The sequence below is a fragment of the Actinomyces oris genome (assembly GCF_001937665.1).
Taxonomy (GTDB): Bacteria; Actinomycetota; Actinomycetes; order Actinomycetales; family Actinomycetaceae; genus Actinomyces; species Actinomyces stomatis.
The window spans coordinates 1-12,477 of the sequence record NZ_MSKL01000022.1 but is presented as its reverse complement, the minus strand read 5'-3'; the positions used below and the strand labels follow the sequence as shown (position 1 = coordinate 12,477).

Sequence of the window (12,477 nt, the reverse complement as noted above, 5' to 3'; positions counted from 1 at the left end):
GGATAACTTGTCTGATGATCGACTTTCCGTTGCAAACACTGATACCGGTCAATCTGACCGGTATGGGGCCTATACCGGTCAAAACCGGGGGGCATACCGGTCATCCATGGTGACCGGTATATCTACTCCAAACCACCAAGAGAACCACCAGACCCAACCAGGCCAGTCTGAGATGACCTCACCGGGCGGCCGCGCTGCTTCGCGGTCGGGTCCGGTCGGGTCCGGTGGGGGTGATGCTCGATCGGGGGCGAGTGCTGGCCGGGCTCGGCGGGACGCCTCGCCGGCTGCGGGCGCGCCTGGCTCGGTGGCGGCGGGGCTGCCGGCTGAGGTGGCTGAGCTGCTGGGCGACTGCCTGCCGGATTCGATGCAGGACGGCTTGGATCGTCAGGGTGCGTTGCGGATCGCGGGGCTGCTGCGTGAGCGTCTTGATGCTGGTTGGAGGCCGCATCAGATTCGGCGGGTGATGGATCAGGCGTTGCCGGCGAGGGTGTCGCGTTTGTCGGGGCTGGTGGCGTCCCGGCTTGAGGCGAACGTGGATCCGGTGCTGGCGCCGGACAAGGTGAAGGCGGCGGCTGAGAGCCGGCGCCAGGAGGCGGCTCGACGCCGTTCGGAGGAGATCGCGGGCATAGACAGGCCGGCGGCTGATCCGGCGTTTGAGAGGGCTTTGGCGCTGGTGCGTGAGCAGATGCCGGGGGCTTCGTTGCTGGAGTGCTCGAGGGCGGCTGCTGAGCTGGTTGAGCGTCGTGGTGATGGGACTGTGGGGGTGGAGTCGTGAGTGATTCTCAGCGGCGGAGGTCGTGGTTGTTGTGGGCTCGTGACCTGGAGGGGATGGCTCCTGCGGACACGGCTGTGGTGATGGAGCTGGCGCACCTGGCTGACTGGCGGGGTGAGTCGGTGGTGAGCGTGGCTCATCTTGTGGATCGGACGCATCTGGGGGTGCGGACGGTGAAGCGGGTCCTGGCTCGTCTGGAGGCTCGTGGTGTGCTGCTGCGTCGGCGTCGTCGGGTTGATGGTCACCAGGGGGCGAGCCTGATTCGTCTGCTGCCTCAGGCGGCGAGCGCTGCCGCTGAGGATGACGTGGAGGAGATTCGGGTGTACCGGTTCCCGTTGCCGGAGGTGGACCTTGAGGGGCGCTGGGTGGAGACCAGCGACAATGAGGGGCTGCGTGAGGCGATCCTCGGCGCGATTGATGAGTCCTGGCGCGGTGAGGAGATGGGCGTGGTGTACCGGAGCCTGGATCGGGCGGTGACTCAGCAGATGGCCGGGATCATTCATGAGGGGATTGAGTTCGCGCGTCTGCGACCGGATGAGTCGAAGGCGGATACGACGTCGTGGGCGTGGCAGGTGATTCGGGAGTGCACCGAGAGGATTGTGACGGCGGACTGCCCGTGGGCGATGTGGACGGTGATCACCAAGAGGGCTACCCGGTCGGGTCGCGATGACGTCCTGCCTGAGGGGGTGAGGGTGGATGAGGTTGATCCGTCGTTGATGCCTGAGGGGGTGAGTCTTCCTGGCGAGCTGGCGGTGGACGCGGTGGCGGTGGATGACTTCGAGCGGGTGCTGCGTGATCCGGTGGATGCCCTGGTGGCTGCGGGGATGGATGAGACGACGGCGTGGGCTGGCACGAGAAGGGTTGCTGAGCTTGCGGTGCTGAAGGGATCGTCTCGGCGTCATACGGCGGCGGCTGAGGACGCTCGTCTGGAGGACCTGGGGGTGTCGGCTCCGTGTGCTCGGGCGTGGATGACGCTTCTGGTGGGTAGCCGGCGGGGGACGCGGGGGTCTGTGCTGGAGATGGCGCCGGAGGAGGTGGAGGGTATGGCGGCTAAGGTCGTGAAGGCGTACCAGGACATTTAACCAGTGACCTCAGACACATTTTAGGGCAGGGTGCCAAACTGGCACCCTGCCCTACTGCTTGTGTGGTCAACGTTATTTGGGGTTGGTGAGTGTGTCGTAGAGGGTGGTGATGATGGCGTGGGGGTCGGCGTGCTGGGTGTCGGTGTACCAGGGGCTGTCGGCGGTGGCTTGGAGGCTGTGCCAGAAGGTGAGGTCGGTTGTGGGTTCGGGTGGTCCTGGCATGTCTCGGAGCTGCTCGGCCATGGATAGGTAGAGGTTTCGGGCCTGGGTGTAGGTGTTGATGTTGGGGCCGAAGACGGGGCAGTACCAGATGTCGTCGCCCGTGGTGGGGTTCTGGCCGTGCTGGGTGACGACCCAGAGGCTGCGGACGTTGACCTTGGTGTCGTGGGGTACGGGTTCGGCGGGGTGGGTGGCTGGGTGGTCGCCGACGATGCGGGGGCTGGGGCGTTTGGCGATCTCGGTGCGCGCGTCGGCCAGGACGGTGTTCTGGTCGTCGTCTGGGGTGACGAGGGTCCAGGCTGACTCGACGATGGCTGTGTAGCTGTACCAGTAGGTCGCGTCCTGCTCGGGGATGACGACGGCCTGGTCGGCGAGGCGGGCCCAGTGGTCTGTGGCGTCGTCGGGGATGGGTTGGAGGAGGCGCTTGTAGAGGTTGACGGCGGCGCCGTAGCGGGCCTCGTGGAGGGGGCAGTAGTAGGGCCGGTCGTCTGGGTTGTTTCCGCGGGTGACTGCCCAGCGGTGGTGGACCTCAGCTCTGACGACCATGGCTTGTTTCCCCCTGTTTTCGGCGTGTTTTTTGCGTGTGGTGAGCACCACGGTACCGGAGGGTGGTGGTGTCTTCCCTTGTTGTAGGCGGGTGTCGTGCGCCCACGTTCTACGTGATGGGCATGGGAAGCAATCCGTGGGTGCAGGAGCCTGCACCTCCTGAGCCGGTCAGTGACGGCGTGGAGGTGCTGGGCGTGGACTATCGCAGGTGGGCCAGTGGGGCTGAGGTGTCGGCGTCGCGGCGTCTGGGGCGTGTGCAGGTTCGGGGGTCGGCGTTGTGGGTCGTTGGGGCTCATGGTGGGGCTGGGACCTCGACGTGGGCGGGCCTGCTGGACGCTGGGGACGCGGGGTGCTCGTGGCCGGTGCCGGCAGTACCTGGTGAGCAGGTGCGGGTGCTGGTGGCGGCGCGGACTCACGCCGCCGGGTTGGAGGCTGCGCGTGCGGTCGCCGTGGAGTGGCTGGAGGGCACGGTTCCGGGGGTGGAGCTCCTGGGACTGGTCCTGGGGGCGGACGCTCCAGGCCGGCGGCGCCCTAAGCCTCTTGCGCGGCTGGTGCGTGACGTGAGCGGGGCATTTCCCGTGGTGCTGCGAGTGCCGTGGCAGGCGGCGTGGAGGCTGAGCCAGCCGAGCGAGGCGCACAGGGGTATGCGCGTGCGCCGAATCATCAAGACCATCGACAAGATCAACAACGATGAGAGGAAGAACTCATGAATGATGTCGTTCTCGGTGCTGTGGCGAACGTGCACACGACCCTGTTACAGGCGGGCCTGGCGCCCATGGACTCAGGACCGGTGGCGCCTCCGGGTGTGGCGGCGAAGACCAACACGGTCATCGGGTGGACCAAGTGGGGCTGCTTTGCCGTCTGCATCTTCGGGCTCATTTTCGTGGCCGCGAAGCTTGCGATCAACAACAGGCGCGGTGAGAGCGAGGATCACGCCAAGTCGCTTGGCGCTGTCATGGCCGCCGCGGTCGTGTGCGGCGCTGCTGGTTCTCTGATTGCGGCGTTGCAGTCATGAGCGGGGGGAACATGACGGCTGGAAGCCCGGACGGTGCCAGCCAGAAGAGCAACGAAGGTAGTGGTAGTCCATTCTCGTCGCCGTGGTTCATCGCCGCGGCAGTGTTCCTGGTCGTCGTGCTTGCGCTTGGCGCCTGGGTGGTGGGTGGCCGCGCCGGTGGCAGCTCACCGGCCCCATCGGCTACGCACCCGCCGGCCTCGGCGAGTGCTGCGGGGACTGGTGCGGCGTCTGCCGGCTCGGATCCTGCGGCGTCGGCGTGCGGTCTGGCCGCGGGAGACCAGCAGGTCCCTGTTCAGGCGCCTGTCGGCCGTACCCATACGATTGCGCCGGGGCTAGACATTCCTGTCGTTGATGGCGTGGGACCAGATATGCGGTCGGGTATCAGCAGGTGCTTCGCCCACTCCCCTACGGGCGCGGTCCTGGCGTCGGCGAACTGGATGAAGTGGTTCTCGAGCGAGCAGCGTCTGCCTGAGGTCATCACAGCGTTGATGGCTGAGGGGCCGGACAGGGATCGTCTGGCTCGTCAGGTTGATGACGGATGGGACGGGTCGACCTCCAGCCCTTTGAAGATCAATGGGTTCAAGGTCGACGTGCGTGGCCCTGACGAGGTTGTCGTGACCCTGGCGGTCAGGACGGGGCGTTCCTCGGATGAGGGCCTGGTTTCCTGGCCGGTTCTCCTGCGTTGGGAGAAGGGGGACTGGAAGGTCGTGGCGCCTGCGTCCAACTCCTGGGGTCAGGAGCCGGTGGACTCTGTCGCCCAGGGCGGTTTCACGGAATGGGACGTCTGACATGAGTGACTGCCACTTCTGGGAGCTGACGTGCAAGGCCGGCGAGGCGGTCGCTAAGGCCGGGGACGATATTGTCTCGAAATGGGCTGAGCACGTTACGACTGGAGTCAATAAGACCCTCGTGTCCTTGGGGACGATCTGGGTCAATGTCAAGGCTGATGTCGGTGGCGATGAGTCGGTGGCGTCGTTCATTCAGGATCACCAGCGGTGGCTGACGATCGTCATAGCCATCGTGTCCTTGGTGTTTGCGGCTATGCAGATGGCCTGGCGGCAACGGATGGAGCCGTTGCACGAAGCGCAGGGGGGCCTGCTGCGCCTGATCGTGGTGTCGGCGGCCTTCCCGACGATCACGCAGCTCCTGCTGGAGATCGGGGACCTGTACTCGCCATGGATCATTGAGCAGGCCGGATCCAAGGATGATGGAAAATTCCTGACGAAGATCCTGGACATGAGCCTGTTTCAGACTGGCCAGCTGGGCATGATCATGCTCATCGTCGGGGGCCTGATCGCGCTGCTGTCGAACATCGTGCAGGTTTTCTTGATGTTCGTCCGCTCGGGGCTGCTAACTCTTCTGACTGGTTTCTCGCCGCTGGCCGCGGCTGCGTCGACGACGTCGTGGGGGAAGCAGTGGTTCAACAAGTACGTTGCCTGGACAATGGCCTTTGTCGCGTTCAAGCCCACCGCCTCGACGGTCTACGCGGCCTCGCTGAAGCTGCTGTCTGGGGACAGCTACAGCTTTACCGACGACATCGGGAAGTTCCTGATGGGGATCATCTTCCTGATCCTGGCGATTGTGGCCTTGCCTGCACTGGTGATGTTCCTGGTGCCGGTAACGGCGAACATCGGTAATGGTGGTAGCGGCGCCATCGGCCTGGTCGGCGGGATGCTGGCCACGGGTGCGGTGAACGTCGCGAACCGTTCGATTCGCCGGGGTGGTTCCGGTGGTGGCGGTGGAGGTGGGTCGTCCTCCAGGCCTCCGAGTCAGCCTCAGTCGACGCAGGCTCCTACTGGCGCGGCGCCCACCGGCGGCGCCAGTAGCGGAGCTGCCAGCAGTGGTGCTGCTGCTGGTGGCGGCGCGGGTGCCGGTGCCGCTGGTGGTGGTGCGGCGGGTGCCGCTGGCGGTGCTGGTGCTGCTGCTGGCGGACCTGTGGCTGCTGGGATTGTCGCGGGAGCGAAGGTCGTGGGTGCCGGCGTGGGTGCGGCCAGGAGCGTGGCCGATCAGTCCACTGGAAACTCGGGGGCGGCCCCGGTGGCGGCGCCCAGCGCCGCAGGTCCCTCCGGCGCTCAGGGTGGCCGGAGCTACTCAGGCGCAGGACGTCCTAGTGGTGGTTCACCGAGTAGCGGTGGGGGTAGTCAGTCAACGGGAGCGAGAGAGGTGCATAGGAGATGAGTGCTGCTGTTCAGGCGCAGGCGAAGACGGAGGTACGTACCTACGGTGGGTGGCGTGAGCCTCGGTCTGCGGGTATCGGCGCGTTGACCATGCGGGAGACGATGGCGGCACTGGGTGGGCTCATTGTCGTGATCGCGACGATGATGTTCACCAATGTGCTGTGGGCCGGTGGGGTGCTGGTGGTCGAGGCCGGCGTGCTGTATCTGGTGACGACGAAGGACAAGCACGCGATGTCACTGCTGGACAAGGGCGCTGAGAGGCTGCGGTTCCGTCGCGCGGCCCGCAGCGGCTCCACCCGGTACGTCTCGGGGCCGTTGGCGCCGCGGTACACCACTGGTGGTTTCCGGCTGCCGGGGGTGCTGTGGCGCTCGACGCTCAGTGAGCACACGGACTCTGTGGGGCGCCCGTTCGCTCTGGTCCACCATGGGGACAAGTCTCTGGCGGTGGTGATGGCCCTGTCCCCACCGGGAACGGGACTGGTGGATCTGGACCAGGCCAATGACCTGGTGGCCCTGTTCGGTCACTGGTTGGGCAACCTGTCGGGTGAGGCCGGTGTTGTGGCTGCGTCGGTGAGTGTCGAGACGTGCCCTGACTCCGGGGAGCGTCTGCGGCGGGCGATGGCACGCCAGTCGGCTCCCGGGGCGCCGGAGGTGGCCCGGCGGGTGATCAGTGAGGTGGTGGACTCCTCCGCACAGGGTGCGGTCGATATCAAGGTGTGGGCGTCAATGACGTTCAGCCCGTCGGCCATGGGGGCTGGTAAGCAGGGCCTGGCTGAGCAGGAGATCGCGACGCGGCTTCCGGGTCTGACGCAGACGCTTCAGCATGCGGGTACCGGGCCGGTGCACCTGATGACGGCCAGGGAGCTGTGCCAGATGGTGCGTATCGCTCATGACCCGGCTAGTGCCGCTCTGTTTGATACTGCGGCCTCTCGAGGTGAGACGGTGGCTCTTGAATGGGGCCAGTGCGGGCCTGCTGGTCACGACGCGCAGCGTGACCGGTATGAGCATGACTCGGGTGTGTCTCGGGTGTGGACGATGTCCTCGCCGCCGTCGGGGACGGTGCAGTTCCGGGTGCTGGAGCCCATCTTGGGCCTGCACCCGAACGTGGAGCGCAAGCGGGTGACGTTGCTGTACCGTCCGATTGACGCCGCTGTGGCTCCGTCGATCATCGACGATGATGTCAACCAGGCCACCGCGCGTCTGACCGGCGTCAACCCGAGCGCGCGTGCTGTGCGTGAGGCCCAGGTGGCTCGTCAGATGGCTGATGAGGAGGCCGCTGGAGGCGGTCTGCTTGACTTCGGTGCGGTGATTACCTGCACGACGACGTCGGGTGACGTGGAGGACGCGGCCGCGCCGGTGGAGTCTCTGGCCTCTTCCAGCCGGCTGCTGATCCGTGAGGCGTGGGGCGCTCAGGACTCCGGTTTCGCTGTGGGGCTGCCTCTGGGGCTCCGGCCCGGGGACCAGGCCATGGGGAAGAGGGGACGCTGATGGATGCGTTGAAGGCGTTGGCTAACGCGGGTAGGGCGGCGGTCACGGTCGCCACTCAGATGGTGGGGCTGTTGACCGGGGGCAGCGCCTCTCCGGCCGCCGGCGCCCTGGGGCCGGCGGGACCGGGGTGTGGCCGGGCCGCGATGATGCCGAGGGTGCGGATGTTTCGCACGACGTCGGTGCAGGGGTGCGGATTATATCCGTTCGTGGTCGGCGGGGCCACTCCTTTGGAGGGGGTGATCCTGGGTGAGAACCTCAACGGTCCGGGCACCTTGTGCGCGGACCACATGGCGTGGTTCGAGCGGCGGATCATCTCGGCGCCGTCGGCCATGGTGATGGGTCTCAACGGCTTGGGGAAGTCGACGCTGATCCGGCGGATCATGCTGGGGCTGGCCAACCGCGGCATCCACTCCATGGTGGTCGGAGATATCAAGCCGGACTATGGCGATGTCGTGCGTGCGCTTGGAGGCCAGGTGGTGCGGATCGGTCACGGGCTGGCGGGGATCAACCCTCTGGATGCCGGCAACGTGGCCGAGGCGGCTCGGCTGCTGACCGATCATCCGCAGGAGCGGGCAGCGCTGCTTCAGGCGGCGCACGAGCGCAAGAAGACCCTGATCATCTCCCTGATCCATATCGTGCGCCGTCAGGCCCCCACGGACAGGGAGGAGGTGATCCTGGACGCCGCAGTGCGGATCCTGGAGGAGCGTGGTGGGTCGCCGGTGCTGGCCGACCTGCTCGAGGTCGTGCGCCAGGCGCCTGCGGAGCTTCGTGCCGCCGCCCTGGACCGGGGGTCGATGGAGCGCTACCGGGATGTCACGGAGAACCTGGAGGCATCGCTGATGGCGCTGCTGTCGGGCCGGTTGGGTGGGATCTTCGCCGCGGCCACGACCACGCCGATGATGATGGACAGAAGCGTTGTCTTCGATGTGTCGGCCACGCAGGCAGAGTCCAGTGACGTGCAGGCCGCGACCCTGCTGGCCACCTGGAGCTACGGGTTCGCCACGGTGGAAATTTCTCAAACCTTGGCTGACGCGGGGGTGGCGCCACGGCGTCACTACAACGTCATCATGGATGAGATGTGGAGGATCCTGCGCGCCTCTTCAGGCCTGGTGGACCGCATCGACGCACTGACGCGCACCAACCGGTCGCTGGGCGTGGGACAGGTGATGTGCACGCACTCCATCACCGACATGGACACGCTGCCCAACGAGGAGGACCGGGTCAAGGCGCGGGGCTTCGTGGAGCGGAGCAAGATGCTCTTCACCGGCGGCGTCCCGCCGCGGGAGATGCAGATGATCGCCACGGTGTTCAACCTGAGCCTGGAGGAGCAGGCCCTGCTACGTTCCTGGAACGCTCCGGGGAGCCTTGACCCGACGTCTGGGGAGCAGGTTCCGCCGGCCGGGATGGGGAACTTCATGCTCAAGACGTCGGACGCTCCAGGATTCCCGTTTCACCTGCACCTGGCTGACTCCGAGGTGGATATCAACAACACCAACAAGCGGTGGGCGATGGCCGCCGAGGACGGTGAGACCGGTGCGGCTGCGTGATGAGATCAGGACGTGGGAGCCGTCCACGATCCTGCTGTGGGTGGGGCTGATCGCCTTCGGTGTCTTCTCGGTGTGCCTGGATGGGGGCGTGCACCTGTGGGCGTGGTGGACCGGCCAACCTTCACCGTCGTGGAACCCCTTCACCCTGGTGATAGCGCTGCTGAAGGGCTCCTTGAAGGCGAGTACCGGCATGTGGGTGTGCATCGGGCTCGTGGCGGCGCTCCTGCCTGCGGTGGTGCTGGGGGTCCATCTGGCTCGTCGGCGCGTGCGTGGCCGGCGACGTCGTGGGGATGAGGCGGCGGCCCTGGTGGGCCACAGGTCTGACACGGAGCCGCTCAGCCGTGGGCAGGTGGAGGCCACAGCCCGGCGCCTGGGGGTGGCGACCGACAGCTTCGGGCTACCGATAGGCAGGGCAGTTAGTGACAACCGGCCCCTGTACTCCGATTTCGAGGCGGTGGGTGTGGGTATCGCTGGCCCTAGGACGGGGAAGACGACCTGCTGGGTGGTGCCACGGATTCTGGCGGCACCGGGCCTGGTGGTGGCGACGTCAAACAAGCCCGACATCGTTCAGCTGACGCGAGAACAGCGCCAGGAGCGCGGGAAGGTGTGGGTGTTCGACCCGCAGGAGATCGTTGGTGAGCCCCAGTCCTTCTGGTGGAACCCGTTGAGCTACGTCACCAGCTCCGTGCGTGCTACTGCGATGGCGCAGGCGCTGATGGACGCCAGCCGGCCCGCCGGCGGCCAGTCCAATCCGTTCTTCGACACCGGTGCTCGTGACCTGGTGGCGCGTCTTCTGCTGGCCGCCGCCAGGTCAGGGCAGTCTCTGGATGAGGTCAAGCGGTGGGTCAACGACCCCAGCGACGACGAGCCGGTGCTGCTTCTGCGTCAGGCCGGGGAGTACGAGAAGGCCGATGAGCTCCAGGCAACGCTCAACATGGTGGAGGTGACCCGTTCGGGCATCTTCGCCGGGGCGCAGCAGATCATGGGGTTCACGGCTGACGACCGGACCATGTCGTGGGTGAGGCCGAACAACTGGATCCCGGAGCTGCGTATCGACGATCTTGTGCGCAGCTCTGACACTCTCTACCTGCTCAGCCAGGAGGGGCCGGTGAGCGCTGCCCCTGTGGTGACGGCCTTGACGATGGTCTTCACCGAGACCGCGATGGAGCATGCCAAGCGTCACAGCGGCGGCCGGCTGAGCGTGCCGGCGCTGGTGGAGCTGGACGAGGCGGCGAACGTCTGCCGGTGGAGTCAACTGCCGGCCCAGTACTCGCACTTCGGGTCACGGGGGCTCCTGGTGGAGGCGATGCTCCAGAGCTGGTCCCAGGGGGTCGCGGCGTGGGGCCGTGAGGGTATGCAGACGCTGTGGTCTGCGGCGAACGTGAAGGTCTACGGCGGAGGCGTCGCTGAGCCGGAGTTCCTCTCGATGCTCTCGGACCTGATCGGCTCGCACTGGGTCGATCAGGTCCAGACGACCAGCTCGCAGGGTGGCTCGTCGTCGACGAGGTCGCTTCAGGCCCAGGAGCGCAAGATCGCGCCGGTCGACCAGCTCGGTTCCCTGCCCCGTGGCAGGGCGTGGGTGCTGGCCTCCGGGGCGACCGCGCTACTGACCAGGCTCGTCCCTTTCTGGGAGGAGACCATTCCCACGACGAGTAGCTCGATGAGCAAGGAAGGTGCACGATGAGTGACGACGTCCTGGCTGAGGCCAGTCAGGAGATCATCAAGGGCTGGCGTGCCGGTATGCAGGTTGCCGAGTTCATGGCCAGGCGCCGTCAGCGCGACCTGGCCCGGGCCGAGAGGCAGAGCGTCGAGGACGAGCGGCGGGTGCGTCAGTTCATGGAGGGTGAGCGGCGCCTGGCCGCGCCCGTCTACCGGTCGGCCCTCGATGAGGGGTGGTGGGAGACCGCCACGGCCGAGCAGGCGGCCCATGTCTACTCAGTGGCCGGAAGGTTCTCTTTCCTCGACCCTGAGGCTGCCCGAGCAGTGGTCGAGTGCGAGCGGCAGGCCCAGCTGCGGTGGAGCATCGACCTTGCCCAGCCCAGCCAGCCGCTGACGAGCCAGGACGTGGACCCCGAGGTCCTGGCGGCGGCTGCGCCGGCGATCGCCGGCGAGGAGCGGGAGGACTGGGGACGGCGTCTTGATGAGTCCGCCCAGGAGCACGACCGTCAGGACCGGGGCAGTGATGCCGCGTCCCAGGAGCCTCCGGCACGCTCAGCCTCCCGGGTCGACGCTATGGAGGCCGAGCAGGCCACGGCTGTGGCCTGGGTCAAGGAGCACTACAGTACCCATGACGCGCCCTGGGTGGCGGGCCTTGATGAGGACTCCTCCAGCAGGCAGTGGGCCCACAGGCTGTACTCCTCCCTGGCGGCCGAGGGCTACGACCTGGACGCGCCGCCGGCCCTGTCGTCCCTGGACGGTCGGGTCAGGCCCGACATTGAGTCGCAGGCGGCCGAGGGCTACCAGACAGCGCTGGCGGACGCCACGGGCGCTGACCGCAGCCAGGTCGATATCGGCTCAGTGATCGGTGCTGACAGTGCGGCGGCGCTCAAACGGTCCTGGCAGGTTGAGCACGACGGGGCCTATCCCGATCCGCAGCAGTGGCTTGCGCACTTCGTCTACCAGGGAAGCCGGGTGGCGCAGACGGTGCCCGGGGCGGTGCAGCTCGCCAGCTCACCTGCCCGCAGCGGCACGTACACCGAGCTGGCCAGGCGCGCGGCCGCTGGGGAGGCCGAGCAGGCCGGTTTGACGCCGGAGGTCTACCTTGACAGTCTCCAGCTGCACCAGCGGCGCGCCCTGGTCACCAGCTTCGGAGTAGATGGTGGGGAGAACGCGGCGTCCAGGGGACGTGTGGCCGCGTACCGCATCGCCTACGCCGGCGCTGCCGCTGAGGCGCGTGGACGGGCCTCAGCGGCTCACGCGCGCACCACCCTGGAGGCAGGTGAGGCGCGTGAGGCTCTGTACGCCTCCGGAGGGGCACCTACCGCGACGACGAGCAGGGAGCAGGCTGATGTCTCCTGGGCTCGTGCCAGTGAGACGGTCTGGGACTCGCAGGCCGCTCGAGAGGAGTGGGCGCAACAGCAGCTCGAGGCCGGCGCCCCACCGGAGGCGGTACGCGCGGCGGTCACGGGCCAACAGGGCCTGCACGAGCCGGCTTCCCGCGCCACGCGAGCACCGTCCAAGCCTCGCCAACGAGGCCGCTCGCAGGGCGTACGCCAAAGTGGTGCACGCAGACGTCAGCGTCACCGGTAGGCGACCGATCACAGCCAGAAGGTGGGGCCCACCACGATCATCGTGGTGGGCCCCACCGCATGCCTTGGCGCGACCGAGCGAAACGTAGTCAGGTGCGCTCGTCGAACAGGCCGGCGGGGGCCGGCTCGCAGGGTAGGGCGGCGTTCTTGTGGGGGCGCAGGTGTTTGTGTCCGCGGTCGGACTTGCAGCCCCGGAAGGGGCCGGCCTCGGCGTCCAGGACAACGCTCATGATGGGGTCGGCGTACTCGACGAGCCAGGCGGCCATGGCTGTGGGGCCGTCGTGGACGCGCATGTGCTCCCAGGCCGTCCACAGCGCTGTGAGCCGGAAGACTGCCTCATCGTGGCACCACCACCTCGGGCACCACGTCAGGGTCTGGGAACC

General features: G+C 67.1%; 13 protein-coding genes. 10 read left to right on the top strand and 3 right to left on the bottom strand.

The window, feature by feature from the left end; genetic code table 11:
* The first annotated feature begins 328 nt into the window (after positions 1 to 328).
* Positions 329 to 775, top strand: coding sequence for a hypothetical protein (locus BKH28_RS13835; RefSeq protein ID WP_256695571.1), 447 nt, complete (start codon positions 329 to 331; stop codon positions 773 to 775).
* Positions 776 to 1,077: 302 nt separating this feature from the next.
* Positions 1,078 to 1,854, top strand: coding sequence for a hypothetical protein (locus tag BKH28_RS08680; RefSeq protein WP_143224112.1), 777 nt, complete (start codon positions 1,078 to 1,080; stop codon positions 1,852 to 1,854).
* A gap of 72 nt (positions 1,855 to 1,926) precedes the next feature.
* Here the strand turns inward: BKH28_RS08680 and BKH28_RS08675 are convergent, their stop codons facing one another.
* Entirely contained in the window at positions 1,927 to 2,619 is a 693-nt protein-coding gene (locus BKH28_RS08675) for a hypothetical protein (protein ID WP_075418425.1), read from the bottom strand.
* A 122-nt stretch (positions 2,620 to 2,741) separates the two neighbouring features.
* Here BKH28_RS08675 and BKH28_RS08670 point away from each other — a divergent pair, with 122 nt between their 5' ends.
* The 5 genes from BKH28_RS08670 (at position 2,742) to BKH28_RS08650 (ending at position 7,299) form a co-directional block, all read left to right on the top strand.
* Positions 2,742 to 3,329, top strand: a complete 588-nt coding sequence (locus BKH28_RS08670) for a DUF6668 family protein (protein WP_143224111.1) — start codon at positions 2,742 to 2,744, stop codon at positions 3,327 to 3,329.
* Entirely contained in the window at positions 3,326 to 3,634 is a 309-nt protein-coding gene (locus BKH28_RS08665; RefSeq protein WP_075418424.1) for a hypothetical protein, read from the top strand. Before BKH28_RS08670 ends, BKH28_RS08665 begins: the two co-directional genes overlap by 4 nt.
* A gap of 437 nt (positions 3,635 to 4,071) precedes the next feature.
* Entirely contained in the window at positions 4,072 to 4,422 is a 351-nt protein-coding gene (locus tag BKH28_RS08660; RefSeq protein ID WP_143224110.1) for a hypothetical protein, read from the top strand.
* A gap of 1 nt (position 4,423) precedes the next feature.
* Complete coding sequence (locus tag BKH28_RS08655; RefSeq protein WP_075418422.1) at positions 4,424 to 5,812, top strand: hypothetical protein; 1,389 nt, start codon at positions 4,424 to 4,426, stop codon at positions 5,810 to 5,812.
* A complete protein-coding gene (locus tag BKH28_RS08650; RefSeq protein WP_075418421.1) occupies positions 5,809 to 7,299 on the top strand; it encodes an SCO6880 family protein in 1,491 nt (496 codons plus the stop codon). Before BKH28_RS08655 ends, BKH28_RS08650 begins: the two co-directional genes overlap by 4 nt.
* 55 nt (positions 7,300 to 7,354) lie before the next feature.
* Here the strand turns inward: BKH28_RS08650 and BKH28_RS13830 are convergent, their stop codons facing one another.
* Positions 7,355 to 7,696 carry a hypothetical protein gene (locus BKH28_RS13830; protein ID WP_256695568.1) on the bottom strand — a complete coding sequence of 114 codons (342 nt, stop codon included), beginning with the start codon at positions 7,694 to 7,696 and terminating at the stop codon, positions 7,355 to 7,357.
* Here BKH28_RS13830 and BKH28_RS08645 point away from each other — a divergent pair.
* The 3 genes from BKH28_RS08645 to BKH28_RS08635 are packed head-to-tail and all read left to right on the top strand — an operon-like array spanning position 7,680 to position 12,095.
* Complete coding sequence (locus BKH28_RS08645) at positions 7,680 to 8,846, top strand: ATP/GTP-binding protein (RefSeq protein WP_256695566.1); 1,167 nt, start codon at positions 7,680 to 7,682, stop codon at positions 8,844 to 8,846. The two genes, BKH28_RS13830 and BKH28_RS08645, sit on opposite strands and share 17 nt — an antisense overlap.
* A complete protein-coding gene (locus tag BKH28_RS08640; RefSeq protein ID WP_256695564.1) occupies positions 8,833 to 10,530 on the top strand; it encodes a type IV secretory system conjugative DNA transfer family protein in 1,698 nt (565 codons plus the stop codon). Before BKH28_RS08645 ends, BKH28_RS08640 begins: the two co-directional genes overlap by 14 nt.
* Positions 10,527 to 12,095, top strand: coding sequence for a hypothetical protein (locus tag BKH28_RS08635; RefSeq protein ID WP_075418420.1), 1,569 nt, complete (start codon positions 10,527 to 10,529; stop codon positions 12,093 to 12,095). The genes BKH28_RS08640 and BKH28_RS08635 overlap by 4 nt, the downstream gene beginning before the upstream one ends.
* Before the next feature lie 88 nt (positions 12,096 to 12,183).
* Here BKH28_RS08635 and BKH28_RS08630 read toward each other — a convergent pair.
* Positions 12,184 to 12,477: DUF4913 domain-containing protein (locus tag BKH28_RS08630; RefSeq protein WP_143224109.1), on the bottom strand; the 294-nt coding region annotated here is incomplete at its 5' end.